Annotated in this window: 20 protein-coding genes; 6 read left to right on the top strand and 14 right to left on the bottom strand. The window is 64.6% G+C overall.

Translation table 11 applies throughout. The annotated features are described in order from the left end of the window. Positions 1 to 4 precede the first annotated feature (4 nt). Positions 5 to 910 carry a helix-turn-helix transcriptional regulator gene (locus ABIB95_RS27245; protein WP_354243786.1) on the bottom strand — a complete coding sequence of 302 codons (906 nt, stop codon included), beginning with the start codon at positions 908 to 910 and terminating at the stop codon, positions 5 to 7. Positions 911 to 949: 39 nt separating this feature from the next. Between ABIB95_RS27245 and ABIB95_RS27240 the strand changes: the two genes are divergently transcribed. Together ABIB95_RS27240 and ABIB95_RS27235 are read left to right on the top strand one after the other, a co-directional pair. Continuing rightward, positions 950 to 1,870, top strand: coding sequence for an NAD(P)H-binding protein (locus ABIB95_RS27240; protein WP_354243783.1), 921 nt, complete (start codon positions 950 to 952; stop codon positions 1,868 to 1,870). After that, a complete protein-coding gene (locus tag ABIB95_RS27235; RefSeq protein ID WP_354243781.1) occupies positions 1,867 to 2,232 on the top strand; it encodes a nuclear transport factor 2 family protein in 366 nt (121 codons plus the stop codon). Before ABIB95_RS27240 ends, ABIB95_RS27235 begins: the two co-directional genes overlap by 4 nt. Before the next feature lie 45 nt (positions 2,233 to 2,277). On the opposite strand, the gene ABIB95_RS27230 is transcribed toward ABIB95_RS27235, so the two are convergent. From ABIB95_RS27230 to ABIB95_RS27220, 3 genes are all read right to left on the bottom strand, one after another. Next, complete coding sequence (locus ABIB95_RS27230; RefSeq protein WP_354243779.1) at positions 2,278 to 4,494, bottom strand: SLC26A/SulP transporter family protein; 2,217 nt, start codon at positions 4,492 to 4,494, stop codon at positions 2,278 to 2,280. 457 nt (positions 4,495 to 4,951) lie between these two features. After that, positions 4,952 to 5,866: a phosphoribosylaminoimidazolesuccinocarboxamide synthase gene (locus ABIB95_RS27225; RefSeq protein ID WP_085405113.1), complete on the bottom strand. Its 915-nt coding sequence runs from the start codon at positions 5,864 to 5,866 to the stop codon at positions 4,952 to 4,954. A 78-nt stretch (positions 5,867 to 5,944) separates the two neighbouring features. Next, complete coding sequence (locus ABIB95_RS27220) at positions 5,945 to 6,862, bottom strand: pirin family protein (protein ID WP_063985956.1); 918 nt, start codon at positions 6,860 to 6,862, stop codon at positions 5,945 to 5,947. Positions 6,863 to 6,926: 64 nt separating this feature from the next. Here ABIB95_RS27220 and ABIB95_RS27215 point away from each other — a divergent pair, with 64 nt between their 5' ends. From ABIB95_RS27215 to ABIB95_RS27205, 3 genes are all read left to right on the top strand, one after another. Further along, positions 6,927 to 7,499 (top strand): GNAT family N-acetyltransferase, encoded by a 573-nt coding sequence (locus ABIB95_RS27215; RefSeq protein WP_166347542.1) that lies wholly within the window; start codon positions 6,927 to 6,929, stop codon positions 7,497 to 7,499. A 62-nt stretch (positions 7,500 to 7,561) separates the two neighbouring features. Next, positions 7,562 to 8,626, top strand: a complete 1,065-nt coding sequence (locus ABIB95_RS27210) for a helix-turn-helix domain-containing protein (RefSeq protein ID WP_354243983.1) — start codon at positions 7,562 to 7,564, stop codon at positions 8,624 to 8,626. 145 nt (positions 8,627 to 8,771) lie between these two features. Further along, positions 8,772 to 10,199, top strand: a complete 1,428-nt coding sequence (locus tag ABIB95_RS27205) for a serine hydrolase domain-containing protein (protein WP_208083702.1) — start codon at positions 8,772 to 8,774, stop codon at positions 10,197 to 10,199. A 189-nt stretch (positions 10,200 to 10,388) separates the two neighbouring features. On the opposite strand, the gene ABIB95_RS27200 is transcribed toward ABIB95_RS27205, so the two are convergent. Next, positions 10,389 to 11,756: an MmgE/PrpD family protein gene (locus ABIB95_RS27200; protein WP_354243774.1), complete on the bottom strand. Its 1,368-nt coding sequence runs from the start codon at positions 11,754 to 11,756 to the stop codon at positions 10,389 to 10,391. A gap of 119 nt (positions 11,757 to 11,875) precedes the next feature. On the opposite strand from ABIB95_RS27200, the gene ABIB95_RS27195 reads away from it, so the two are divergent. After that, entirely contained in the window at positions 11,876 to 12,991 is a 1,116-nt protein-coding gene (locus ABIB95_RS27195; RefSeq protein WP_208083700.1) for an FUSC family protein, read from the top strand. Positions 12,992 to 12,995: 4 nt separating this feature from the next. Here the strand turns inward: ABIB95_RS27195 and ABIB95_RS27190 are convergent, their stop codons facing one another. From ABIB95_RS27190 to ABIB95_RS27150, 9 genes are all read right to left on the bottom strand, one after another. Beyond that, on the bottom strand, positions 12,996 to 14,309 hold the full coding sequence (locus ABIB95_RS27190) for an SMI1/KNR4 family protein (protein ID WP_354243771.1): 1,314 nt from the start codon (positions 14,307 to 14,309) through the stop codon (positions 12,996 to 12,998). A 143-nt stretch (positions 14,310 to 14,452) separates the two neighbouring features. Beyond that, a complete protein-coding gene (locus ABIB95_RS27185) occupies positions 14,453 to 15,103 on the bottom strand; it encodes a 2-hydroxychromene-2-carboxylate isomerase (protein WP_354243768.1) in 651 nt (216 codons plus the stop codon). Between the two features lie 22 nt (positions 15,104 to 15,125). Continuing rightward, on the bottom strand, positions 15,126 to 16,520 hold the full coding sequence (locus ABIB95_RS27180) for an MATE family efflux transporter (RefSeq protein ID WP_208083697.1): 1,395 nt from the start codon (positions 16,518 to 16,520) through the stop codon (positions 15,126 to 15,128). A gap of 221 nt (positions 16,521 to 16,741) precedes the next feature. Continuing rightward, positions 16,742 to 18,037 carry a UDP-N-acetylglucosamine 1-carboxyvinyltransferase gene (gene murA, locus ABIB95_RS27175; RefSeq protein WP_354243764.1) on the bottom strand — a complete coding sequence of 432 codons (1,296 nt, stop codon included), beginning with the start codon at positions 18,035 to 18,037 and terminating at the stop codon, positions 16,742 to 16,744. A 255-nt stretch (positions 18,038 to 18,292) separates the two neighbouring features. Next, positions 18,293 to 18,760, bottom strand: coding sequence for an inner membrane protein YidI (gene yidI / locus ABIB95_RS27170; RefSeq protein WP_354243761.1), 468 nt, complete (start codon positions 18,758 to 18,760; stop codon positions 18,293 to 18,295). Between the two features lie 241 nt (positions 18,761 to 19,001). Continuing rightward, on the bottom strand, positions 19,002 to 21,437 hold the full coding sequence (gene gyrB, locus ABIB95_RS27165) for a DNA topoisomerase (ATP-hydrolyzing) subunit B (protein ID WP_166347611.1): 2,436 nt from the start codon (positions 21,435 to 21,437) through the stop codon (positions 19,002 to 19,004). Positions 21,438 to 21,719: 282 nt separating this feature from the next. Next, complete coding sequence (locus ABIB95_RS27160; protein ID WP_354243758.1) at positions 21,720 to 22,463, bottom strand: peptidase associated/transthyretin-like domain-containing protein; 744 nt, start codon at positions 22,461 to 22,463, stop codon at positions 21,720 to 21,722. Between the two features lie 139 nt (positions 22,464 to 22,602). After that, entirely contained in the window at positions 22,603 to 22,752 is a 150-nt protein-coding gene (locus tag ABIB95_RS27155; protein ID WP_354177221.1) for a hypothetical protein, read from the bottom strand. Between the two features lie 194 nt (positions 22,753 to 22,946). Then, entirely contained in the window at positions 22,947 to 25,385 is a 2,439-nt protein-coding gene (locus ABIB95_RS27150) for an arylsulfatase (protein ID WP_354243980.1), read from the bottom strand. Positions 25,386 to 25,426: the final 41 nt, after the last annotated feature.

Raw genomic sequence — 25,426 nt, 5'->3', positions numbered from 1 at the left:
CCGATCAGTCCTTGCTTCGACGCAGTTCGCTGGGACTGCGTCCGAGCTCGCGTCGCATCCATTTGGCCAGATGAGATTGATGGGCAAAGCCCGCTTCGAGGGCAACATCGCTGAGCTTGCGATCGCCTTGAAGGAGGAGCTGGCGCGCGTGCTCCACTCTCCTTCTCAGGATGTAGCGATGAATCGTGACATCCATGGCCGCCTTGAACCATGTCCGCAGATGTGAGCTGCTGACGCCGGCCTCGCGGCAAAGAATGTCGATAGTGAGCGGCTGGTCGAGGTTTGCATCGATGTAGGTCAGAACTCTCTGGAGTTGCGCGTTCGTGAGGCGAACGGCGTCGCCCGGCGGATCATTCGCCAGGTTGAGCAACTCGAGCGCCAGGGCCATTCCAACGTTTTCGGCGAACAAGGGACCGCTTGGTGAGCCCGCCTTCACGTCGCTTTCGAGCGCCTGTCCGAGCAGAATGATGCGGTCATTCCGCAGCATATGATGATGCGTGAGCCGGGCGGATGCCAATTGCCGGCTCCTGGAAGCCGCATGGTCCAGCATGCTGGGCGCGAGCCGGATCTGAAGCGACTGATAGGGCGTTTCCGCAACGAAGGCGCTGACGGCGCCGGACGGAATCACATCGATATCGCCAGCCTGACGCAGATGCTTGTCTCCGGTCTCGAGACAAATTGAGCGCGTCGCAGGGCTGAGGTGGATGATGATCCGGTGATCGCCGATCGGCTCTAGCGCAACGAAATCTGGCTCGGTGCGCGTGGCTGCGGCGGTGCTGCCGGTCGATGTCGGTGCCGAACTCGATCTCACATGCATGGTCGGGTTCCAAATCTTCGGGCTCCAAAGGCTTGGCGGAACGTGATCGATATTTGGCGCATCGTGCGCGATTTTCAACGGCTCGGACGTCAAAGAACTCATCGGTCGTTTCGTGACAAATGAGGATGAAAAGTGAGTCATTACGTGATCGTCGGAGCTGGTCCCGTCGGACGCGAGACCGCTCGTCTCCTGGCGGAAGAAGGGCACAGTGTCATCCTGACCAGCAGGAATGCCGGATCGCTCAATGCCGGCGATGTGCGTACGGTTTCGTCGGATGCCACCGATGCCGCACAGCTGGCGGCCCTCAGCAAGGGCGCGGATGCGATCTTCATGTGCGCCATGGCGGCCTATCATCGATGGCCGACCGACTTCTTTCCGATCATGGACGGGACGGTCAAGGCGGCCGAGCAGGTTGGTGCGAGGCTGCTCGTGGTCGGGAATGTCTATGGCTATGGCGCGGGGGCTGCGAGCCCTCTCACGCCAAACATGGAGCCGGACCCGACCACCCGAAAGGGCACGACCCGGCACATCATGTGGCAGCGTGCGTTGCGATCGAGCGTTCCCGCCCTTGAAGTGCGGGCGAGCGATTATCTCGGCGACGGCGCAGTCGCCTATTTTTCCCTGCTGGCGTTGCCGTCGCTGCTTAGGAACGAGCCGGTTGCCTTCCTCGGCGATCCGGATGCCGCGCATGCCTGGTCTTTCACCAAGGACACGGCGAAGACGCTGGTTGCAGCGTCGCGCTTCACTGGAGAATGGGGCCGCGCCTTTCACGTGCCGTCGCAGTCGGCGTCGGTGCGCGAACTGGTACGGAGATTCGCAGCCGCGCTGAAGATCGACGCTCCTGGCCTGTCGCGACTCGCCCCGGCTGAGCTGGAAGGCATCGGCTTCAGCGAAGGGATCGAGATGGCCTATTTGTTCGAAAAGCCGCTTTTGCTCGATGCCGGCGATACAGAGAATCTGCTGGGCGTCACCGCGAGCAGTCTGGACACGATGGTTCGCGACACACTTTCGCAAGTAGCAGACATGGATGCGACAGGGAAGGAAGCAAAATGAGTGAACAGGTGACCAATCTCGTCCAGAACTACATCGCGGTCTGGAACGAGAGAGATGCCGGGAAGCGCCGGCTGCTGATCGACAGAGTCTTCAGCGACGCGTGCGTCTATATCGATCCGAATGACTCGGTGGCTGGAAAGGATGCGATCGAGCGCCTGGTGCGAGCCTTGCAGGCGAGACTTCCGGATCTCCGCTTCACGCTCGCCGGTCACGTGAACGCGCATCACGATCGGGTCCTGTTCGGCTGGACGCTGGCTGCGCCCGGAGCCGCAACACCTGCCGCCACAGGCGTCGACATGGCGGTGTTGGACGGTGACCGCATTCGGCAGCTTCATGGATTTGTAAATCCGCGGGACCAATAGCGTGTAGCCCGGATTGCGCTCCGCTCGATCCGGGCTACAGGCCCGTCACCGCCGCAGCACCGCGATCGTCCGGTTCGCGAACGTCAGCCGCTCGGCCATGACCGACACGAAGTAGGTCAGCAGCTTGTGGCTGAGCGCGGGGTCCTCGTCCCTGATGGCGTCGAACTGGAGCGTGTTGAGCACGTAGAGCACGCTGGCGACCTCGGCCTGGATCGTCGCGCTGCGCGGCGTGTTCGACACCAGTCCCATCTCGCCGATCGTGGTGTAGCGCCCCAGGCTGCGCACGCGCGTGGTGCGGTCGTCGTCGGCGGGGACCATGATGCCGACGCGGCCGTCGAGGATGAAATGCATGGAATCGGCGGGATCGCCGGCCTGCACGATGATGTCGCCGGCCTCGACCTCGAGGCGCTGGCAGCGGTGGATCAGCGCGTCGGCGTCGGCCTCGCTGTCGAGTATCCCGGTGAACCAGTCGCGCAGGCTGGCTTCTTCCTGCACCCGCCCCTGATGCTGCGAGATGATCTCGTTCTCGCACCATTCCAGTGCATGATCGAGCTCGCCGATGATGGTGACGCCCTCACCGACGAAGTCGCTGGAGCGCAGCACCTTCTCGGCCGCCGCCGACAGATGCACCAGGATCAGCTCGACGCCGAGGTCATGCGCGCTGCGCTTGATCTGGGCGAAGCTGTAGGCGGCCGAGGAGTCGACGCCGGTGACGAGCTTGAAGTCGAACAGCAGATAACGGCACTCCGGGCGCTCCTGGAGCAGCTGTTTGACGTGCTGGTAGAGCCGGTTGGCGGAGCCGAAGAACAGATAGCTCTGCAAGTTCAGGCCCTGGATGTTGCCGCCATGGGCCAGCAGCACGTCCTGGTCGTCGCGCGAGCGGTCGAGCGAGGAGCGATATTCCGAACCGTCGAAACTGTACTTGATCGACTCGACCCGTGCGGCGCTGAACGCAAACGTCGCGCAGCCGATGATCACGCCGATCAGGATGCCCGGCACGAAACCCCAGGTCACGATGATGACGATGATGGCGATCAGCGAGACATATTCGAGCTTCGAAAGTCGCTTGCGCGACTCGATGATCCATTTGTGGAGCTGGTCGGCGCCGAGATAGAGCAGAAGGCCGCCGATGACGAATTTCGGGATGAAGCCGAGCAGATCGGGCGCGACGGCAAGCATCAGCAGGGACAGCGCCGCGACCGTAAGGCCGGACAAGCGCCCGCGGCCGCCGCTGGAGAAATTGAGGATCGAACGGCTGATCGAGCTGCAGCCGGCGTAGCCACCCAGCATGCCGGTCAAGATATTGGCGGCGCCGGTGACGTTCAGCTCGCGCTCCAGATTGGCCTCGCGATGCACGGCAACCTCGATGCCGGTGGTGTTGAACAGGGTGCTGGAGGCCGTGACGAAGATGACGGCAACCACGTTGCCGAGCAGGTCCGGCACGGCAAACCAGGGATAGCGGGCGAGATCGTCGGTGTGCCAGGGCAGCATGAAGACCGCCTGCGGCGGCGGCTGAAACGTCCAGCCCAGGGCGCGCGCGTGATCGAATGAAACGCCGGTGATCCAGAACGCCAGATGCGCCGTGAGCACGCCACCGACCAGGATGATCGGCAATCCGAACGGACTGCGCGAGCGATGCCAGGTCAGATACAGCACCAGCGCCATCGCGCAGGCGGCGCCCAGCTCGAGCAATGTGGTGCCGTTGGCGAAGTGCGTCAGCGTCGTGAACTGGAGCGGGTGGTTGGTGATCACCCGCACCGCGCCCAGGGCGATGAGAAGCCCGGTGGCACCGAGGAAGCCGCCGACGACGGGATAGGGCACGTAGCGGATGGCGCGGCCCAGCCGCGTCAGGCCCAATCCGCACAGCACCAATCCTGTCAGCACCGTCGACAGGCCGAGCGTGATGAGAACCGGCGAGAGCAGCGGTGCCGACAGGTTCGCCGTCTCGAGGCGTTCGACCACCGAGGCCGCCAGAATTCCCGTCACCGCCGCGGTCGAGCTGTCGGGAGCACCAATTGCGAAGGGCAGGGAGCTGCCGAGCCCGATGACGATCGCAAGCACCGCGGAACTGACGAACGTCGCTGTGATTCCGTAGGACAGGTACGGCGAGAGCGGCCCGGCGAAGATCAGCAGCGAATAGGACAGCCCGAAGGTGACGGTCAGGACGCTGGCCGCCGTTCCGCCCAATATATCATTCAACGCACGCTTGAGGGCCGGATTGAATCGCGAAGCCGGGCTGAAAATAATTGCTGGATCGGTCACGCCGTTGCGCTCGCCCCTGAAAAGTCCCGTCCCGAGACGTAGACGAGTACGGGCCTAGCGCAACTGGATTTTTGTAACTGTGAAATATCCGACAGTTTTGCGGTGAGGATCTCCGTTCACGACGTGTGAATGGTCAACCATATGGTGGACGGAAAAAACGAAGCCTGCGCGGCAACATTCGATGTTGCGGCAGAAAGCCGTTCCACGCCCACCGCTGTCATTCCCCGCGAAAGCGTGGAATCCAGTACGCCGCAGCCTCTCCGTATCCCATCGCCGTCTCTGGAATACTGGATCGCCCGGTCAAGCCGGGCGATGACAGTTGAGGGTGTGGCGAACAGCTTCCCAATCCCGTCATTGCGAGGAGCGAAGCGACGAAGCAATCCAGACCGTTACCGCAGAGGGCTTCCGGATTGCTTCGCTTCGCTCGCAATGACGGAGCGAGACGAAACAGCCGGGCTTAGATCTTCAGCTCTTTCCCCGTCACGCGCCTGTAAGCTTCGAGATAGCGCTTGCTGGTTGCGTCCACGACGCTGGCGGGCAGCGGGGGCGGTGGCGCGTCGCCGTTCCAGCGGCCGGCGTGGCGCTCGACGTCGAGATAATCGCGCAAAGGCTGCTTGTCGAAGCTCGCCTGCGGCTGGCCGGGCTTGTAGGCATCGACCGCCCAGAAGCGCGAAGAATCCGGCGTCATGACTTCGTCGATCAGGATGATACGGCCGTCCTTGTCGCGGCCGAACTCGAACTTGGTGTCGGCGATGATAATGCCCTGCTCGCGGGCGAGCTCCTCGCCGAGCGTATAGACCGCGCGCGTCATGCTCTCGAGCGTGTAGGCGACCTCGTCGCCGACGACTTCTCGCATCTTGGCGATGGTGATGTTCTCGTCATGGCCAGTCTCGGCCTTGGTCGCCGGGCTGAAGATCGAAGGCTCCAGCTTCTCGCTCTCGACGAGGCCCGCCTTCAGCTTCTCGCCGGCCAGCGTGCCGCTGGCGGCATATTCCTTCCAGGCGGAGCCCGAGAGATAGCCGCGGATCACGCATTCGATCGGGAAGACGGTGGTGCGGCGCGACAGCATGGCGCGGCCGAGGATCTCGGCGCGATGCGGCTTCAAGGCCGGCACGGCGGCAATGATCTCGTCGGCGTCGGCGCTGATCATGTGATGCGGCACCACGCCTTCGAGCTCGTTGAACCAGAATGCGCTGATCTGGGTCAGCACCGCGCCCTTCATCGGGATGGTCTCGCCCATCACGACGTCGAAGGCGCTGATGCGGTCGGTGGTGACGAGCAGCAGGCGGTCGTCGTCGACGGCGTAGATATCGCGCACCTTGCCGCGTCCGATCTTGGGCAGGGGCAGGTCGCTGGAGAGCATGGCGGTCATCGGCAGGGCCTTCGCAGACAAGTCCATCGGACAGGAGATTCAGGCCGCACTGGATGGTACGGCCTAAATCGGGATAGCCTATTCCGGCAGCGGAATGAACTCATGTTCCTGCGGAACCCCGGCGAAGCGGCCGGTTTTCCAGTCCTCCTTGGCCTGCTCGATCCGCTCCTTGCTGGAGGAGACGAAATTCCACCAGATGTGGCGCGGGCCTTCCAATGCATCGCCACCGAGAAACATCATGCGCGTCGCTTTCAACGCCTTCACGGTGATGCGGTCGCCGGGCCGGAAGATCAGCAGCCGCGGCCCCTCGTACCGCTCGTTCGCGATCTCGACCTCGCCGTCGACGACGTAGATGGCGCGCTCCTCGTGGTCGGGGTCGAGCGGCACGCTGGCGCCCGCGACCGCCGTGACCTCGGTGTAGAACCAGGGCGACACCATCGTCACCGGCGAGGTGATGCCGAAGGCGGAGCCCGCGATCACCCGCGCGGTAAAATCGCGCTCGGAAATCATCGGCAGATCGCCCGCGCCGTAATGCTGGAACGACGGCGCGATCTCCTCGGATCCGGCCGGCAGCGCGATCCAGCTTTGCAGGCCCAGCATCTGCTGCCCCGAGGCGCGCTGCGCATCCGGCGTACGCTCGGAATGGGCGATGCCGCGGCCGGCGGTCATCAAGTTCATCGCGCCGGGCGCGATCTCCTGGACGTTGCCCTCGCTGTCGCGATGCATGATCGAGCCGTCGAAGAGATAGGTGACGGTGGCAAGCCCGATATGCGGATGCGGCCGCACGTCCATGCCCTTGCCGGAGACGAACTGCACCGGGCCGAAATGATCGAAGAAGATGAAGGGCCCGACCATCTGCCGCTTGCCATGCGGCAGCGCGCGCCGCACCACGAATCCGTCGCCGAGGTCGCGGGTGCGCGGCACGATGACGAGATCGAGCGCGTCGCAGGACATGGGATCGCCGAGCACGGGATCGTTCGAGGGTTGCCAGCTCATCTTGGTCTCCTGTTTCTTGCTGGTATGATCGTAACAGAACAATGTCGGGAACGGGAGAAGACCGATGATCCCACCGCTCAAGCCAGGCGCCAGGCTGCTCGAGGTCACAGGCCCCAGAATCGAGACGGAACATTTGATCCTGCGGCCATGGCGCGCGGGCGATATTGCACCGAACGCAGCGATGCTGTCCGATCCCGGCACCGCCCGCTTCATCGCCGCCGACGGCAAGCCGGTCACGACCGAGATTGCCGGCTGGCGTAACGCGGCCGTGATCTCCGGGCACTGGGCGCTCCACGGCTTCGGCATGTTTGCGGTCGAGGAGAAATCGAGCGGCAGCTACATCGGGCGGGTTGGTCCGTGGTGCCCGCCGGGCTGGCCCGGCTTCGAGGTCGGTTGGGGTATCGCCAGGGAATTCCGCGGCAAAGGTTATGCGGTGGAAGCGGCCAGCGCGTCGATCGACTGGGTGTTCGACAGCTTTGAGATCGACGAAATCATGCACTGTATCGAGAGCACGAATACGCCGTCGCAGGGCGTGGCGCGTAGCCTGGGAGCCCGCAAGGAGCGCGAGATCGATCTGTTCGGCAAGCCGGCCGACGCCTGGATCACGTCGCGCGCCGCGTGGACCCGGCGAAATTGAATCGGTCTTTGATCTAAACTAGGTTCGCGTCACGCGCGTGCGTGCGCGATCGGGTCGACCGGATGCTGCTTGCCAATCTCGAACTTGCCTTTCGCGCCGGCGCAGTGGCGCTGCTGTTGGTGTTGGCGGCATCGTTGTTCTCGGACTTCCGCAACGTGCTGGCGGCTCGCCTCGGCGCAGCTTTCGCGCTCGGCTCGGCCGCGCATGCGGTGAGCTATTCGGTCGGCGTGACGTCGCTGGTGCCGGCCTGGCATGCGCCGCTGATCGCACTGTCGACCGGCAATATCGTGGTGTTCTGGCTGTTCACGCGCGCGCTGTTCGACGACGATTTTCGCTTGCGCTGGTGGCATGGGTTGATTTGGGCTCTGGTGACAGCCTTCAGCTTCGCCGGGTGCGTCTGGATCGCGCCGGGCGGCCATGTGCGCTTCTCCGTCACCGTGGTGAACCTGATCGTGCTCGGCTTCATCGCGCTCGCGGTGGGGCAGACGATCACTTCGTGGCCGGCCGACCTGGTCGAGCGCCGGCGGCGTGCCCGCGTCTTCATCGTCTGCGCCGCCGCGCTCTATGGTGGACTGAACGCACTGCTCCAGATTGCCGTCGCCGGCAGCGACGTCGGCGATGCCGCCAACACCATCAATGCCGGCGTGCTGGCCTGCGTCGTCGCGGCCATCGCCTACGCGATGATGCGTGTCGATGGCGCGGACCTGTTTCCGGCGAACACGGGCATCACGCCAGCGGTCGTTCTGAGCCATCCCGCAGCCACCGATGAAGCCGCCGACCAGAAGCTAATCGATGCCCTGATGCGGCTGATGGCGGACGAACGGATCTATCGCCAGGAGAACATCACCATCGGCGCGCTGGCGGGCCGGCTGAAAATTCCCGAATACCGGCTGCGCCGGCTGATCAACCAGCGGCTCGGCTACCGCAATTTCAATGTGTTCCTGAACAACCACCGAATCGAGGAAGCCAAGGCGGCGCTCGCCGATCCCGCGCAGGCCGAGGTCCCCGTCATCACCATCGCGATGGACGCCGGCTTCCAATCGCTCGGTCCCTTCAACCGCGCCTTCAAGGCGGTGACGGGCGTGACGCCGACGGAATATCGGCGGCTCAAGGTGAGTGCGGCGTAAGTTCTAACCCTTTCCAATCACGCCGAAATTCCAGAATCGACCAGCCCGGTTCAGTTTCAGCCAGTCCATTTTCCAAATCCGGCGAGCACTCCTCCGCCCGCTCCGGCTTCCTGCCCGGCACGTTCCCCGAAGCCGGAGAAAGCCCGTGACCCGCCGCCGCAAGATCATCCTCCTGACCACCGCCGTCGCCTGTATCGGCCTCGCATTCGGCGCGGCTCGCGCGCGCAACGCGCCGCAGGTCGCCACCGGCTTCCTCGCCGACATTCTCTGCGCCGAGACATTTGTCTCCGGCCTCGATCCGCAGCGCACCTTCACCGAGACCACCGACGCGATGCCCGGCACGGGCCTGATCACCTGGGCGATGGACTACCGGATCGACCGGGTGCGCAAGGACGTCACCGTGACGCTGTTCGGCCTCGGCCGTAGCCATGCCGTCTATCGCGAGGGGCTGGGCTGCACGCTCGAGCACGGCGCTGATATCGCCGACGTCGCGCCGCCGGTCGATGACAAACAGCCCGCATTGCTCCCCGAGATCGCGGGACCTTCGATCGTGCCGCCGCAAAGCGAGGGGCTATCGGCCGCACTCGATCGCGCCTTCACCGAACCCGCGCAACCGCCCACCCGCCGCACCCGCGCCATCGTCGTCATGAAGTCGGGCCGCGTCATCGCCGAGCGTTATGCGGATGGTGTCGGGCCGGAGACGCCCCTGCTCGGCTTCTCCATGACGAAGTCGGTGATCTCGGCGCTAACAGGCATTCTCGTGCGCCAGGGCAAGCTCAAGCTCGACGAGCCCGCGCCGGTCGCCGCCTGGAAAAACCCGAACGATCCCCGCCACGCCATCACCGTCGACCAGCTGCTGCGGCACACCGCGGGCCTCGCGCTCGGCAGCTCGCTGCAGGCTTCGCTCGGCTCCGCCTTCGAACCGGTCAATCGCATGAAATTCATCGAGGACGACATGGCCGCTTATGCTGCGAGCATGCCGCTTGCGACCGCGCCGGGCACGGTGTGGAATTATCACGACGGCAACACCATCATGCTCGCGCACCTGATCCGCAACGCCGCCGGCGGCAACCCCGCCGACGCGCTGCGCTTCGCGCGCCGCGAATTGTTCGCGCCGCTCGGCATGCGCCACGTCACGCTCCAGCTCGACGGCGCCGGCACGATCGAGGGATCGAGCGAGATGCTGGCCTCCGCGCGCGACTGGGCGCGCTTCGGTCAGTTCTATCTCAATGACGGCGTCGCCGGCGGCAAGCGTATCCTCCCCGAGGGCTGGGTGAATTACGCGGCGTCAGCCACGCCGAATGCCTGGGTCGGGATCGGCGCAGGCTTCTGGACCAACCAGGGCGACAGCTTTGGCGCCAAGTTTCGTGTCGACCACGGCTGGCCGCGCGATGCCTTCTTCGCCAAGGGCACGATCGGGCAGTACACGATCATCATTCCCTCGGAGCGTCTGGTGATCGTGCGGCTGGGCCGCTCGCCGAACTGGCCGCCGGAAGCCGACGGCGTGTTCGACCTGGTGCGGGATGTGGTGGCAGCCACGCGCGAGAAGGGGAAAATGGCGGGGGTGGATTGAGGTGCGAGCTCCTCTTCGCTTCTCCCCTTGTGGGAGAAGGTGGCGCGAAGCGCCGGATGAGGGGTCTCTATCCGCGAATTAGACCGCTAGAGAGTCGCGCGCGGAGAGAACCCCTCACCCGGCTGCGCTTCGCGCATCCACCCTCTCCCACAAGGGGCGAGGGTGCACCGTCTGCGCGGAGGGAATCTCCTACCGCCCCAGCTCCGTAGCCTTCGCCACGCGGTCGAACCGCTCCAGCGTCATGATCGCGTCGGCAAACTTCTCCGCGCGCGCGTTCAGCACCGGGCGCGCCAGCGTCAGAAACTTCTGCTGCATCGCCTGCGCATCGGGGAACGAATTCGGCTCTCCGGAAGGATCGGCATAGAGCCGCTCATGCACGCCATCGTCCGTCGTGATGCTGACGCGCGCGCCGAACGGATGGGTGCGGCCGACCTCGAGCCGGTCATCCTGCACCACGTCGAACTTGTCGGCGAGCGCATCGATCGCGGCGTCCCCAAGACGGTTGTAATCGTCCCAGCCGAACGAGCCCTGGTCGAGCGCGAGCGCGCCGGTGAAGAACATCGAGAACTGGCCGCCGACGATCGAGGTCGGATGCCGCTTGGTCGCGGCATCGCCGGTCAAGGTGATGCCGTTCCGGTGCAAACCGATCTCGACGCGCTTGACCTGGTCCGGCGTCAGATTGTGCTCGCGCCGCATCGCGATCAGCGCGTCGATCGCGGCGTGGGTGTAGCGGCAGCTCGGATATGGTTTGACGCCGATCTTCATGGTCTCGTAGGTCTTGCCGAGCTCGGCCACCGCCTTGTCGGGATGCGCATCGTCGGTGTAGCCGGCGAGCAGGCCGTGCTTGCCCTCGACCGATTCCGTCGCGCCGACGAAATCGTTGCGCGCCAGCGTCGCGGCGATCACGCCATTCATCGCGGCGGCGCCGACCTGGTAGCGCTTGTTCCAGGCGCCGTTGACCAGGAATTGCAGCGAGCCCGCGGCCTGGCTGCCGGAGACGCCGAACGCGGCGATGATCTGCTGCTCGGACAGGCCGAACAATTTGCCGGCGGCGGCCGCCGCGCCATAGGTGCCGGCGGTCGCGGTCGGATGGAAGCCGCGCGCATAATGCGAGGTCGGGTCGAGCGCGTTGCCGAGCCGGCAGCAGACCTCATAGCCCGCCACGATCGCGGTCAGCACGTCGCGGCCCGAGGCGCCGACCATCTCGCCGACGGCGAAGGCGGCCGGAACCACCGGCGCGCTCGGATGCAGCGAGGAATCGGCGTGGGTATCGTCGAAGTCGAGGGAATGGCCGAGCGCGCCGTTGAGGAGGGCGGCGACCGCCGGCGTCCAGGTCTTGCTGTCGCCGAACACGGTGGACTCACCCTTGGTGTCGAGCGCGAGCGCTTCCAGCATCTTCAGGATCGAGGGGGTGGATTCCGCCTCGCTGCGGGCCCGGATGGCGCTGCCGAGGAAGTCCAGCGTCAGCACCTTGGCGCGATCCAGCACCTCCACCGGAATATCCTGGTATGTCAGATTGACGACATAGGCGGCGAGCGTTGCGGTTTCGTGAGCCATCGTGTTTCCTCGTTTTGGCGCGCAAGTTAGGCGGGCTGATTTGGCCTTTCAAGCGGCCTTGGGGCCGCGGGCATCAGCCATGCTTTTGCCTGGCTTCAAAAGGATCGGGACTTCTGACGATGGCATTTGCAAAACAGCTGTTCGACCGGATCGGGTCGCGGCGGACGCAACTCGGATTGGCGATCCGGGTCACGGTGGCCGCGGTGGCGGCCTATGCGATCGCCACCGCGCTGCATCTGCTATTGCCACTCTGGGCCGTCCTAACCTCGCTGATCGTGACCCAGATGAGCGTCGGCCGCTCGTTGAAGGCGACGCGCGACTACGTGCTCGGCACCATCGGCGGCGCCATCTATGGCGGCGCCATCGCGATCCTGATCCCTTATTCGACCGAGGCGGGCCTGTTGGGGCTGCTGGTGCTGGCGGTCGCGCCGCTCGCCTTCGTGGCTGCGATCAACCCAAGCCTCAACGCCGCCACGGTGACGGCGATCATCGTGCTGCTGGTTCCGACCATGCATCATTCCGATCCCATGGCGTCGGCGATCGACCGCGTCAGCGAGGTCGGGGTCGGCGCCATCACTGGCCTGCTGGTCTCATTCCTGGTGTTGCCGTCGCGCGCTGTGCGGCAGATCCGCGCCAGCGCGGCCACGCTGCTCGAGCTGATCGCGGATGCCTTCACCGAACTGCTCGCGGGGCTCACGCGCGGCCGCGACAACGATGCGCTGCACCGGATCCAGGACGGCATCGGCACGGCAATGGTGGGCATGAATGCCATCGGCGCCGAAGCCGAGCGTGAGCGCTCCGCGCGACTGTCGAGCGGGCCCGACACCGGCCCGCTGCTGCGCACCGTGCTGCGGCTGCGCCATGACGTCGTGATGATCGGCCGTGCCACGGTGGTGCCGCTGCCGGCCGAGGTGCAGATGCGGCTTGCGGCCCCGCTGACGGAAGTCTCGACCGTGATCGCGCGGTTCCTTCGCTCCGCCGCTGCTGCCTTGCGCGAGGGCGCCGGCGCGCCGGCGATCCATCCGGTCCACGTCGCGCTCCAGCATTATGCCGAGGCCGTTGCCGCCGTCCGTCATGACGGCCTGATCCGCGGTCAGCCCGGCGACACCGCTGAGCGCTTCTTCGCGATCGGCTTCTCGCTGGAGCAGATGCACCAGAACCTCTGCGATCTCGATCGCGTCGTCGGCGAATGGTCGGAAGCCTCGACCGACAAGTCCGCGCGCGTGGCGGAATGATTCTTTAGAGGTCGAAGAAAGCGAGCACTGCCGCGTTGCGCTGCTCGATGCCGTCGGTCAGCGCCTTCAGCGCGACATCGAAGCCGGGCTGCTTCTGCTCCAACTCCCATGCGCCGTCATGGTCCCATTGAAAGCACTGGCCATAGCGCTCGCCCGGCTCGACATGGAGCAGCAGGCAGCGGCTGAGCTGCGACGGCTCGGCAACCGGCACCAGATGTTTCAGCGAGACGCCGTATTCCTGACGGAAATAGGCGCAGGCCTCTTCGAGCTCGTCCTCGGAATGAGCAATGAAGTCGAGGACGTTGCGCAGCTGCGTGGCCAGCTCGTCCGGTGCATAGAAGCGTAGCTCGGAGGACGATTCAGGCAGCCGTACCAGCAGCTCGGTCTCGCCGCGTGTCAGCAGGAAATTTCGATAGTCATCGGGGAGCCGGACGCCGAGCGTCTGCTCCGCTTTGCTCACGTCCGCTTCGCTCGCCGGCGCGCCGGGTTTCCAGCGCCAGCCTTTGCTTGATGTTCCCGCCTTGCGCTGGGCTTCGTAATCCTCATAGCCGGGAAACGCCATGATGTCCTCGTAGCCGCCGAACCGCGACCATTGAAAGGCGTCGTCGAAGGCCTCTTCGCGCCGCTCGGGAAAATAGCCGCAGAGCAGCTCGGCGCGCTTGAGGATGCGCGTGTGGTTCGGGGCGGTCTTGCAAAGATGCTCGATCGTCTTCAGTGATGCCTCGGGATTGTCGGCCTGAAGATAGACGTCGCTCAACAATTCCAGGATGCGCCCCTCGAGGTCGTTCTCATAGATGGACCACGCATAATGCGGCTGCCCGGCAGCGCGCCGCGCAACGAGCGTATCGCGCGCCTGTTCGGCAAAGCGCACCGCCTGTGCGAGATCTTCACCGGCGACCTTGCCGCGGCGAGCGGCGTGCCAGAGATACAACGGCTCATGTTCGGCCGGCGTGCCCTTGAGCGCGTCGAGCTGCGCGGCCTGCTCGGCGATCGGCGCGCTGAGCGCCAGGATCATCAGCTCATCGAGCCCCTTCTGCCAGTCCGGCTTGGCTCGCGGATTGGGCCCGAGGTCGCGCAGCGTGTAGTTGGTATGGTCCGTCTCGACATAGCCGGCCGCGACCAGCTTGGCGACATGGCGGCGGAAAGCCGCTGCGGCGCCGGCGATATCAGGAAATTCCTTGCGCAGGAATTCGTTCGCGTCGGGATCGCCCTTCCAGTTCATATGAACGCCGATCACCATGGGATCGCTGCCCGGGACCAGCATCAGCTCGCGATCGTCATCGCCGGGTGCGCGGTGGAAGAACTTTGCCAGATACATGCGACCCTCCGAACGCGCCGCCGGGATCGGGGCGCCACGTCTCAGTCGCAGTTTCAGGGAAACCGGTTCATGCCGGCCGGCAAGAGCGTTTTCGAGCGAAGTGGATAGCGGTTCGCGTGAAGAAAACGCGTCCAAAACTACAATCAGCGCCTGTTCAGGCCCTTGGCCACCATGCGCCAGACCAGCAGGTCGATGCGGTCCTGGCCGAAGAACGGCTCGTTCTCGAACACGAAGGTCGGCACGCCCCAATGACCGGAGGCGGCGTGGTCCTTTTCGTTCTCCGTGATCACCCGCTCGTAGCGATCGGGGTCGGCACTGATCGCTTCATCCATCGCGGCGAGATCGAAGCCGGCTGCTTCAGTGGCGCGCGCGAGGTGATCGCCTTCGTTCCATCCCGCCACCGAGCCGTCCCACAGCACGCGCGCGATCGCATCGGTGAATGCGAGCGAGCGGCCTTCGAGCTGCGCCATCGCGCCCAGCCGGGTCAGGCGGTGGATGTAGGGCTGCTCGGCCGCAACATCGAACGTCGTCTTGTCCTGCACGATCGGATCGGGCCTCGGAAAGCGGAACGGGATGCCCTCGTGCTGCGCCACGCGCGTGCTGTCGAGCACCACATAGCGAATGAAGTTCGGGCTGGCCTTCTTGAAGAAGCCGGGCACGCGGACGGCGAGCGGATAGACCGGCCGCAGATTCACCGCGAGATCGTACTCTTCGACGAGCTTGAGCGTCTTCGGCAGCGCCAGATAGCTGAAGGGACTGCGGTAGGAGTAGAAGAGGTCCACGGACAGGGTCATCGCACCGGCTCCATGATCCCGATCATCCCGCCAGTCTGCGCGTCAGCATGCGGAAGCGCAAGATCAGGAGGCCGGCATAGACGAACGTGCCGGTCGAGAACCCGATCCAGACGCCGACCGCGCCGAGCCCGACATTGAAGGCCAGCACCCAGGCGATGGGAAAGGCGACGCACCAATAGCCGATCGCCGCGAACAGCAACGTCATCCTTGTATCGTTGATGCCGCGCAGCGCGCCGGCCATGATGGTCTGGAGGCCGTCGGCGATGAAGAAGGTCGCGCCGACCAGCAGCAGGGTCGCCGTCAGCTCGACAGTGGCCGCGCTGGCCTCGCTGCTCCCGAAGAACAACCGTCCGAGCTCATAGCGGCCGAGGATGATGGCAACGGTCAGGGTCGAGACCAACGCTACGCCAAGTACCGCCGCGACGAGGCCCGCGCGCCTCACCGCGGCCGGGTCGTCGCGGCCGAAAGCATGGCCGACGCGGACCGTCGCCGCCATGCCGATGCCAAGCGGGACCATGAACAGCACGGCCGTGACCTGGAGCGCGATCTGGTGCGCGGCAAGGGCAGTGGTCGAGATCAATCCCATCAGCAGCGCGGCGGACGAGAACAGGCCGTATTCCAGCAGCAGGGAAAACGAGATCGGCGCGCCGACCGCGATGAGCTGTCGCATCAGGGGCCAGTCGATCCGCCACAGATGGGCGAGCGGGCGGTAGTCCGCGAATGGCTTTCGCCATGCGGCGATGGCGAGCACGGCGAGGAAGGTGCCGAGATTGACGAGCGTGGTCGCAAGCCCCGCGCCGAACAGGCCGAGCTCCGGCAGGCCGAACAGGCCGTGGATCAGGCAATAGACCAGCGCCGCGTTGGCGGGGATCGCTGCAACGGTGATCCACAGCGGCGGCTGCGGCCGGTTCACCGCGCTCATCATGCTGCGCAACGCGATGAAGCCGAGCGCCGGCGCGATGCCCCAGGCCAGCCCGTTCAGATAGCGCTGCGCGAGCGCGGCCGATTGCGGCGCCTGTCCGAGCGCCAGCAGGATGCGCTCGCCGTAGAGCGGCGAGGCCATCATCGGCAGCGAGATCAGGAGCGCGATCCACAGGCCGGCGCGCAGGGAGCGGCGGATGCGCTTGACGTCGCCGGCGCCGAACGCCTGCGCGGCCAGCGGCGACACCGCGGCCATCAATCCGAGCCCGAAGGTGAAGCTGACGAAATAGACCGTGTGCGCCAGCGCGGCGGCCGCGACCGCATCCTCGCCGAGCCGCCCGATCAGCGCGAGATCGGTCGTGATCATCGCGATCTGCCCGAGCTGCGTCAGCATCATCGGCACGGCCAGCCGCAGCGTCTCGACGAACTCTTCGGCGAGATGGTTTTGCGGCACGCCGGCTTGCGGCTGCGGACGAGGCTGGACGGTGTCGAGCATGGCGGTTGCAATAGCACAGCCGCACGTCGAAAACATGGCCCCGAGTGCGAGATGCTTCTTCACCCTCTCCCCAAGGGGAGAGGGTGGCTCGCCGCGCAGCGGCGAGACGGGTGAGGGGTATGTCTCCGCGAATTCAAATCAGAGTGGATTCGCGGAGACATACCCCTCATCCGGCGCTTCGCGCCACCTTCTCCCACAAGGGGAGAAGGGAAGAGGAGCCCTCAGCCTTTCCTCTCCGGCACGCGCCTGATCTTCGCGCCGAGCGCGTTCAGGCGTTCGTCGATGCGCTCATAGCCGCGCTCGATCTGGTCGGCGTTGTTGATCGTGGAGGTGCCCTCGGCGCAGACCGCGGCGAGCAGCATCGCCATGCCGGCGCGGATGTCGGGCGAGATCATCGATGCGCCGCGCAGGCGGCTGGGGCCGGCGATGATGGCGCGATGAGGATCACAGAGAACAATTCGCGCGCCCATGGCGATCAGCTTGTCGACGAAGAACATCCGCGATTCGAACATCTTCTCGAACATCAGGATCACGCCGTCGCATTGCGTGGCGGTGACGATCGCGATCGACATCAGATCGGCCGGGAAGGCCGGCCAGGGCTGGTCTTCCAGCTTCGGCACGTGGCCGCCGAAATCGTCCTGGATCTTCAGCGTCTGGTTCGAGGGGACGATGAGATCGTCGCTCTCGATGCGGCAGACGATGCCGAGCCGCTCGAATCCCATGCGGATCGAACGCAGATGCTCGACACCGGCGCGCACGATGCGAAGCGGGGAACGCGTGACGGCCGCAAGCCCGATCAGCGAGCCGACCTCGATATGGTCGGGCTGGATCCGGTAGGTCGTGGCGCCCAGCGCCGCCGGCCCATGCACGATCATGGTGTTGGTGCCGATGCCCTCGATTCGCGCGCCGAGCGCGACCAGGAAATTGGCGAGGTCCTGCACATGCGGCTCGGAGGCCGCGTTGCGCAAATGGGTAACGCCGTCGGCTGCGACCGCTGCGACCAGCGCGTTCTCGGTTGCGGTGACGCTCGGCTCGTCCAGAAACACGTCGGCACCGGCGAGCTTTGCCGCGCGGAATTCGAGCCGGTCGGTCGCGGTGACCTTTGCGCCCAGCTGTTCGAGCGCGAGCACATGGGTGTCCAGGCGGCGGCGGCCGATGACGTCGCCGCCGGGCGGCGGCAGCATCACTTCGCCGCAGCGGGCGAGCAGGGGGCCCGCGAGCAGGATCGAGGCGCGGATACGGACGCAGAGCTCGGGGTCGAGGTCGGCGGCGCGGATGCTCTTGGCGTGGATGTGCAGCGTGTTGCGGGCGGTCCATTCCGCCGCCGCGCCGACCGAGCGGATCAGCTCGACCAGCGTCTCGGTGTCGCGGATCCGCGGTACGTTCTCCAGCGTCACCGGATGTTCGGTGAGCAGGGCGGCGGCGATGATCGGCAGCGCCGAATTCTTGTTGCCGGACGGCTCGATCGAGCCCGAGAGCCGGTGACCGCCCTCGACAATGTACTGGATGGGCGCCACGGGGTTCTCGCTGTCCTGTTGGGTGGGGCTGTTTCGGGCGGAAACTACAGAGAATTGACCGCGGGAGCAATTGCGGCGGCCGCCGGCTGTTGCCGATCCGTTAGCCTCGGTGAGGCTCCCAATCCCTCATGGTGAGGAGCGCGGAACGCGCGTCTCGAACCATGAAGGCCCGGATATCTCGCCCGCGGCCATCCTTCGAGACGCCCGCTTCGCGGGCTCCTCAGGATGAGGCTGGGTGCTTGTAGGCGCGGGTGGTCAGAACAGCCCGATGATATTCCCCACCACATACAGGATCGCGATCAGGATCAGCGCGCCGATCATGACGAAGGAAATCTCGATCGCGATGGCGCCGGTGCCGAGGATGGCGGCCACGGCGGCAAGGAGCCGCTTCTCCCGAAAGATCAGCGCGAGGACCGAGAGCAGGATGGCGAGCAGACCGAGCGAGATTGCGGTGACCGAAGCGGTTTCGCTCCAGCTCCGCCCGGCCGATTTCTCGACCTTGGGCGCCTGATACTCCACGCCCTTCACCCGCGCGATCACGCGGTCCTTGATGCGATGGCCGGTGTCGACGATGACCTGGTCCGCCGGCGGCGGCGGGAAGATCATCGGCACCACCCAGTGCGGCAACACCGCCGCCATCAGCGCCAGCACGCCGACAATGCTGCCGATGATGCCGAGACGGCGGGAGGGGAGGGCGGAACTGGTCGACGCGGAGGCGGTCATGGCATGGCGTTTTCCCGGCCGGAATTGGCCTTACGGGTTCATGCCGTTTCGTCGCGATGGTGGGGGGTGAGGTTCAGCGATGCTGGGATCGGCCTAGCCGTCATGCCCGGGCTTGTCCCGCCTGCGCGGCCGAAGCCGCTTCGGCGAGGCGAAGGCCCGGGCATCCACGTTCTTTGTTCCGCGGAGCAAGGCGTGGATGGCCGGGACAAGCCCGGCCATGACGCTGCGGAAGCAGCGCGCCTCAGATATCGATCGTCGCGCTCAGCGAGTGTTCCTGGATGAAGTCGCGGCGGGGCTCGACCACGTCGCCCATCAGCTTGGTGAAGATGTCGTCGGCCTCGTCGACCTCCTTGACCTTCACCTGCAGCAGCGAGCGCGCATCGATGTCCAGCGTGGTTTCCCAGAGCTGCTCCGGGTTCATCTCGCCCAGACCTTTGTAGCGCTGCAGCGTGATACCCTTGCGGCCGGCGTCGGTGACCGCTTCGAACAGGTCGACCGGGCCGTAGACCATGTGCTCGACGTCCTTGCGCCGCAGCTTGCCAGGGCGGGCATAAACGTCCTGGAGCTTCACGGTGTATTCGTCGAGCTTGCGGGCTTCGACCGAGCCCAGGAAGGCGGCGTCGATGACGGCGGCTTCCTTGACGCCGCGCACGGTGCGCTCGAACTGGAAGCCCTGGCCTTCCACGTACTGGCCGACCCAGCCGCGTTCGACCTCCTCGGCCTGGTTGTCCAGCCGTCCCGCGATGTATTGTGCCGCTGCGGCGGCTTTCTCGGGATCGCCGTAGATCGCCTTGTTGAGCACGCCGGTGATGGCGGCCTGCTCGATCACCTTGCGATTGTAGCGGCTGTGCAGATTGCGCAGGACGCTGCGGACGGTGCGGGCGTCGTCGACCAGCGAGCGCAAATCGCGGCCGGTGCGATCACCGCCGACGCCGGGAATGAAGACGCAGTCGTCGAGGCCTGTGTCGATCAGATAATCCTCAAGCGCCCGCTCGTCCTTCAGATACTGCTCGGACTTGCCGCGGCTGACCTTATAGAGCGGCGGCTGGGCGATGTAGAGGTAACCGCCGTCGATGATGTCGCGCATCTGCCGGTAGAAGAAGGTCAGCAGCAGCGTGCGGATATGGGCGCCGTCGACGTCGGCGTCCGTCATCACGATAATCTTGTGATAGCGCAGCTTCTCGATCGAGAATTCGTCGCTGATGCCGGTGCCGAGCGCGGTGATCAGCGTACCGATCTGCTCGCTGCCCAGCATCTTGTCGGGACGGACGCGCTCGACGTTGAGGATCTTGCCGCGCAGCGGCAGCACCGCCTGGAATTCGCGGTTGCGGCCCTGCTTGGCGCTGCCGCCTGCGGAGTCACCCTCGACGATGAAGAGTTCGGACTTGGCCGGATCCTTTTCCTGGCAGTCGGCGAGCTTGCCGGGCAGCGAGGAGACCGAGAGCGGGCTCTTGCGCGTCAGCTCGCGCGCCTTTCGCGCGGCTTCGCGCGCCGCAGCCGCCTGGATCACCTTGCCGACGATCATCTTGGCTTCCGAGGGGTGCTCCTCGAACCAGGCCTGGAGCGCCTCGTTGAGGACGTTCTCGACCACGGGACGCACTTCCGAGGACACCAGCTTGTCCTTGGTCTGCGACGAGAATTTCGGATCGGGCACCTTCACCGAGAGAACGGCGGTGAGGCCTTCACGGCAGTCGTCGCCGGTCAGCGCGATCTTTTCCTTCTTGGCATTGGCCTCGGCATAGCCGTTGACCTGGCGCGTCAGCGCGCCGCGGAAACCGGCCAGATGGGTGCCGCCGTCACGCTGCGGGATGTTGTTGGTGAAGCACAGCACGTTCTCGTGGTAGCTGTCGTTCCACCACAGTGCGGCCTCGACGCCGATGCCGTTGGCTTCCGCGCGCACCATGATCGGCGCCGGCACGATCGCCTTCTTGTTGCGGTCGAGATATTTGACGAACTCCTCGACACCGCCGGAATAGTGCATCTCCTCGCGCTTCTCGACCGCATGGCGCATGTCGGAGAGGGCGATGTTGACGCCGGAATTGAGGAAGGCGAGCTCGCGCAGCCGGTGCTCCAGCGTCGCAAAATCATATTCGATGTTCTTGAAGGTTTCCGTCGAGGCCTGGAAGGTCACCTCGGTGCCGCGCTTGCCCGGCGCGTCGCCGACCACCACCAGCGGTGCGACCGCATCGCCATGGGCGAACTCGATGTAGTGCTCCTTGTTGTCGCGCCAGATGCGCAAGCCGAGCTTGCTCGACAGCGCGTTGACGACGGAGACGCCGACGCCGTGCAGGCCGCCGGAGACCTTGTAGGAATTCTGGTCGAACTTTCCGCCGGCATGGAGCTGGGTCATGATGACCTCGGCCGCGGAGATGCCTTCGCCCTTGTGGATGTCGACGGGAATGCCGCGACCGTCGTCGCGCACCGTGACGGAATTGTCGGCATTGAGCACGACGTCGACGCGCGTGGCATGGCCCGCGAGTGCCTCGTCGATCGCGTTGTCGACGACCTCGTAGACCATGTGGTGCAGGCCGGAGCCGTCGTCGGTGTCGCCGATATACATGCCCGGGCGCTTGCGGACGGCGTCGAGACCCTTGAGCACGCGGATCGATTCCGCCCCGTAATCGCTCGGATTTGAGGGCTCGTTTTCGGCAGGCGTCTGCCGAGCAGGTTCTGTCATGAGAGGCCTTCGAGATGTCGCCCGAATCAGCCGCGCAAAAGGCGCTGATTTGCAGGCTATTTGTGCCATGAAAGACCGCTTGCGCCTAGCGCAAAGTATCTTCCGGCAACCCTTTGACGAAATAGGGATTTTTTGCCGGTTTTCAAGGCTCCTGGAGGCCGATTCTGGGGCTTGCGAAAAGGCCGATTCGAGGTCCTGTTTTTAGCTCTTGAAGGCGTGGATTTTGCGGGGCGGAGAAGCGCGTTCCCAGGCGCCGTGGCGCCCCGGAACAGGTCACTGGGTTCAGTAGATCTGATCCGGCTTCTTGTCGTCGTCGCCCAAGCTGAGGGACCAGGCCTCGCCTGAGGCCACGGTGATGGTATCGGTGCGCACCGCATAGCCCGACACGACCAGCTTGTAGGAATATTTGCCGGGCGGCAGATCCAGCGTTTGTGGGTGATTGACGCCGCCCGCGATCTTGATGGTCTGATCGTTGATCGTGAGCGAAGCCGTGTCCGGCGCGAGATAGCCGAATATCAGCCGCGCTTGTCCTGCTATCGGCAGGAAATTGGCCTTCGCCGCGGCCTCCGTATTCCGCTGCACCAGGCTGACAATGGTCTCGTCCTGCGCGCGGCCAAGCTTCAGGGTGGCCGGCCCCTTGGGGGAGGCGAAGGCGAGCTGCACATGATCGGCGGCAACCACAGTGCTTTCAGGCCTTTCCTCCCAGCCGCGCTTTGCGAGTTCCGTGCGGTAGAAGGCGAGCACATCGCTGAGCTGGGCCTGCACATGGGCTTCGAGCCCGACCCGCAGCGGGATTTCGATGCCGGTCATATGGGTGGTGTTGGAGCTGGAGAAGTTGTGTTGCTTCGGCACCGGCATCTCGGCGTTTGGATCCGCCGGTGTGAGTGCGGCCGAAGTTTGCGGTGACGGGTGCGGCAGCCATCCGCCGGCGCCTGCGGCGACCAGGCCGCCCGCGAGAAGAGCGAGGCCGCACGCGAACAGCCGCCATCGTGCCGGGACCTTCGTTCTGCGCCTCACCGTCGTCATGCCACTCTCCAGGGATGTCGCGCGTTGTAGTCTTCGCGCGATGCAGCGGCTGCGACACAGTCGCCGCCGCCTCCGGACGACTAGTCGCCCCACCAACTGGACAGGTTCAACCTGGCCGTTACAGGCACAGGCGGCGGGATCAATACATCTGAAGCGGCAGCACGTCGCCGCTTGGCCCCACCAGGAGGCCCCAGGCGTCGCCGGCGGCTACGGTCAGGGTCTCGTTGCGAGCGGGCTGCCCGGGCAGGCGCAGCGCGTACTGATACTTGCCGGGCGGTAGATCCAGCATCGGGCCTTTTGGCGATTGCGGGCCGCCGGCAACGCATCCAGCGCGCCAAATGAAGAATCCACTGCCGGCACTCCCTTCTATACGCGATGATATTTCGCGCAGGCTTTCGAAGCGGATCCCGCCGAACGATTTCCTAGCGAAGAAGGATGAGTCGTGGCGTTGGGGCCGACATGAATCGCCACGACTTGTCGCGCTTAGTCCCTCGCTCTTTCGAGCGCGTGTCGAATGACCTTTTGCTCATCCTCCGTCATCTGCGTCGCGCCAAGCTTGAAGGTTAGCTTGTCGATCTTGCCGGTGAAGCGGAAGGGCAGCTTATAGCTGTCGTCCACCGTCGTGCGGGTGTCGCTGCCGATGTCAAACGTTTCGTCGATGGCCATAAGAAACGGAATCGTGTGCGGGATCGTCTTTGCGGCCACCAGCTTGCCATCGGCCGTCAGTACACCGGTGCCACCCTTGCCCGGACCGGGTCCGTTGTACTTGAAGTCGAATACAATGGTGTGCTTGCCCGGCTTGAGCGCATCGGTAAACAAGTCGCGACCGCCAATGCCGCCTTCCCAGCGGTACCGTTCTAGATCGAGCAGGTTATAGACGAAGACTGGTTTGCCTTTGAGCAGGTAGAGGGCGTATCCGCCAAAGCGACCGCCTAGAGTGGCGATCATTCCTTCCGCGCCGCCCTTAGGAACGGTAACCTCGGCCGTGATCGTGTAATCCTTATTGAGAAGGCTCGGAGCGTTAGCGTCAGGGATGCCAGCGTTCTCACCAGAATATGTGAAAACGGTTCGTCCGGCGGTCGCGCTTGGGCGCGGTGTCACAATGCGGGGCAGGACCGAGTTGTCCAGCGGAAAGACCTGGTATTTCGCCGCCTCCGACAGGAACAACGCTTGCAACTCCTTGAGCTTGTCGGGATTCTTGGCTGCGAGGTCATTGGCCTGCGAGTAATCCTCGGCGATGTTGTAAAGCTCCCACTTGTATTCATTGATCCCCGGCAGCTTGGCGGTGCCCAGAAGCCAGGGAGGCGCAGGCGGCGTCGTACATGCATACCAACCATCGTGATAGATGCCGCGGTTCGCGAACATCTCGAAATATTGCGTGTCGCGCTTTGACGGCGCGTTGGCGTTGGCCTGGTCAAACGTATAGGCCATGCTGACGCCCTCGATGGGCCTTTGCTTGATGCCATTGACGGTGTCGGGAGCCTGAATGCCTGTGGCTTCCAGAATCGTCGGCACGATGTCGATCATGTGATGGAATTGGCTGCGGATGCCGCCGACGTCCTTGATGTGGCCGGGCCATGAGATGGCCATGCCTTGCCGGGTGCCGCCGAAGTGCGATGCCACCTGCTTGGTCCATTTGAACGGGGTATCGAAGGCCCACGACCACGCCACCGACATATGCGGGTAGGTCTTGTCGGAGCCCCAATCCTCGTAATGGAGCATCAGCTCGGTTTCGGGCAGTTTCAGAATGCCGTTGTAGGCGGTCATCTGGTTCGGAGTGCCCTCGAGCGTTCCTTCGGCGCTGGTGCCATTGTCGCCGCTGATGTAGATGATCAGCGTGTTGTCGAGTTTGCCCATGTCCTCGACCGCCTGGATGACGCGGCCGATTTCGTAGTCGGTATAGGCCGCATAGCCGGCAAACACCTCGGCTTCGCGCGCGTACAATTTCTTCTGGATGAACGAGAGCGAGTCCCATTTCGGCAGCGTATCCGGCCAGGGAGTGAGCTGGGTGTTCGCCGGGATCACCCCGAGTTTCTTCTGATTGGCGAAGATCTGCTCGCGCAGCTTCTCCCAACCCATGTCGAACTTGCCCTTGAACTTCTCGCTCCATTCCTTCTTCGGCTGATGTGGCGAATGGGTGCCGCCGGGCACGTAGTAGACGAAGAACGGCTTCTCGGGCGCCGCCGCGTTCAGTCCGTTCATGTAGTTGATGGCGTCATCCGCCATGTCGGTGATGAGGTTGTAGCCGGTCTTGCCGACCCATGGAAAAACCTGGCTCGTGTTGCGGAAAAGGTAAGGCGTCCACTGGTCGGTCTCGCCGCCCATGAAGCCGTAGAAATATTCGAATCCCATTCCGACCGGCCATTGGTCGAACGGCCCGGCCGAGCTGTACAGATAGGTTGGGGTGTTATGGTTTTTGCCGAACCACGAGGTGGCAAATCCGTTATCCCGCAGAATGGTCCCGATCGTCGCACTTTCCTGGCCAATGACGGAATCGTAGCCCGGATAGCCGGTGGACATTTCACCGATCACGCCAAACCCGACCGAGTGGTGGTTGCGGCCGGTGATCAGCGCTGCCCGCGTCGGCGAGCAGAGCGCTGTCGAGTGAAACTGCGTGTAACGCAGGCCCGCCTTGGCGATGCGATCCATGTTCGGGGTCGGGACCACCCCACCGAAGGTGCCGGTCACGCCATAACCCTGGTCGTCGGTCATGATCAGCAGCACGTTCGGCGCGCCTTTGGGCGGCACAACGGACGGTGGCCAGTATGGCTTGGAGTCCGTGGCATCTTCCTTGATCACGCCTTCGAACTTCGGAGGCTCAGGCGGAAGCTGCTTGCCATCGATGGTTGTCGTGGCGCTCGGCGAACCCGGCGTGCCGGTGGTTTGCTGCGCGAGGCTGGTCGTCTCCAGAGCACACAGCATAAAAGCGACCGTCAGTGCGGTGCCGCAAAGCAGCAAGTTGC

The sequence above is a fragment of the Bradyrhizobium sp. LA2.1 genome (assembly GCF_040547725.1).
GTDB classification, from domain to species: Bacteria; Pseudomonadota; Alphaproteobacteria; order Rhizobiales; family Xanthobacteraceae; genus Bradyrhizobium; species Bradyrhizobium barranii.
The sequence above is the reverse complement of the archived record's forward strand: the minus strand, read 5'-3'. Positions and strand labels throughout refer to the sequence as shown.

What these genes read in the sequence shown, in the direction of transcription:
- ABIB95_RS27235 (WP_354243781.1), top strand. Translation starts at nt 1,867, where the DNA reads ATGAGTGAACAGGTGACCAATCTCGTCCAGAACTACATCGCGGTCTGG.
- ABIB95_RS27225 (WP_085405113.1), bottom strand. Translation starts at nt 5,866, where the DNA reads ATGACCGCCATGCTCTCCAGCGACCTGCCCCTGCCCAAGATCGGACGC.
- ABIB95_RS27220 (WP_063985956.1), bottom strand. Translation starts at nt 6,862, where the DNA reads ATGAGCTGGCAACCCTCGAACGATCCCGTGCTCGGCGATCCCATGTCC.
- ABIB95_RS27215 (WP_166347542.1), top strand. Translation starts at nt 6,927, where the DNA reads ATGATCCCACCGCTCAAGCCAGGCGCCAGGCTGCTCGAGGTCACAGGC.
- ABIB95_RS27210 (WP_354243983.1), top strand. Translation starts at nt 7,562, where the DNA reads ATGCTGCTTGCCAATCTCGAACTTGCCTTTCGCGCCGGCGCAGTGGCG.
- ABIB95_RS27200 (WP_354243774.1), bottom strand. Translation starts at nt 11,756, where the DNA reads ATGGCTCACGAAACCGCAACGCTCGCCGCCTATGTCGTCAATCTGACA.
- ABIB95_RS27195 (WP_208083700.1), top strand. Translation starts at nt 11,876, where the DNA reads ATGGCATTTGCAAAACAGCTGTTCGACCGGATCGGGTCGCGGCGGACG.
- ABIB95_RS27190 (WP_354243771.1), bottom strand. Translation starts at nt 14,309, where the DNA reads ATGTATCTGGCAAAGTTCTTCCACCGCGCACCCGGCGATGACGATCGC.
- ABIB95_RS27185 (WP_354243768.1), bottom strand. Translation starts at nt 15,103, where the DNA reads ATGACCCTGTCCGTGGACCTCTTCTACTCCTACCGCAGTCCCTTCAGC.
- ABIB95_RS27180 (WP_208083697.1), bottom strand. Translation starts at nt 16,520, where the DNA reads ATGCTCGACACCGTCCAGCCTCGTCCGCAGCCGCAAGCCGGCGTGCCG.
- yidI (WP_354243761.1), bottom strand. Translation starts at nt 18,760, where the DNA reads ATGACCGCCTCCGCGTCGACCAGTTCCGCCCTCCCCTCCCGCCGTCTC.
- gyrB (WP_166347611.1), bottom strand. Translation starts at nt 21,437, where the DNA reads ATGACAGAACCTGCTCGGCAGACGCCTGCCGAAAACGAGCCCTCAAAT.
- ABIB95_RS27160 (WP_354243758.1), bottom strand. Translation starts at nt 22,463, where the DNA reads ATGACGACGGTGAGGCGCAGAACGAAGGTCCCGGCACGATGGCGGCTG.
- ABIB95_RS27155 (WP_354177221.1), bottom strand. Translation starts at nt 22,752, where the DNA reads ATGCTGGATCTACCGCCCGGCAAGTATCAGTACGCGCTGCGCCTGCCC.
- ABIB95_RS27150 (WP_354243980.1), bottom strand. Translation starts at nt 25,385, where the DNA reads ATGCTGTGTGCTCTGGAGACGACCAGCCTCGCGCAGCAAACCACCGGC.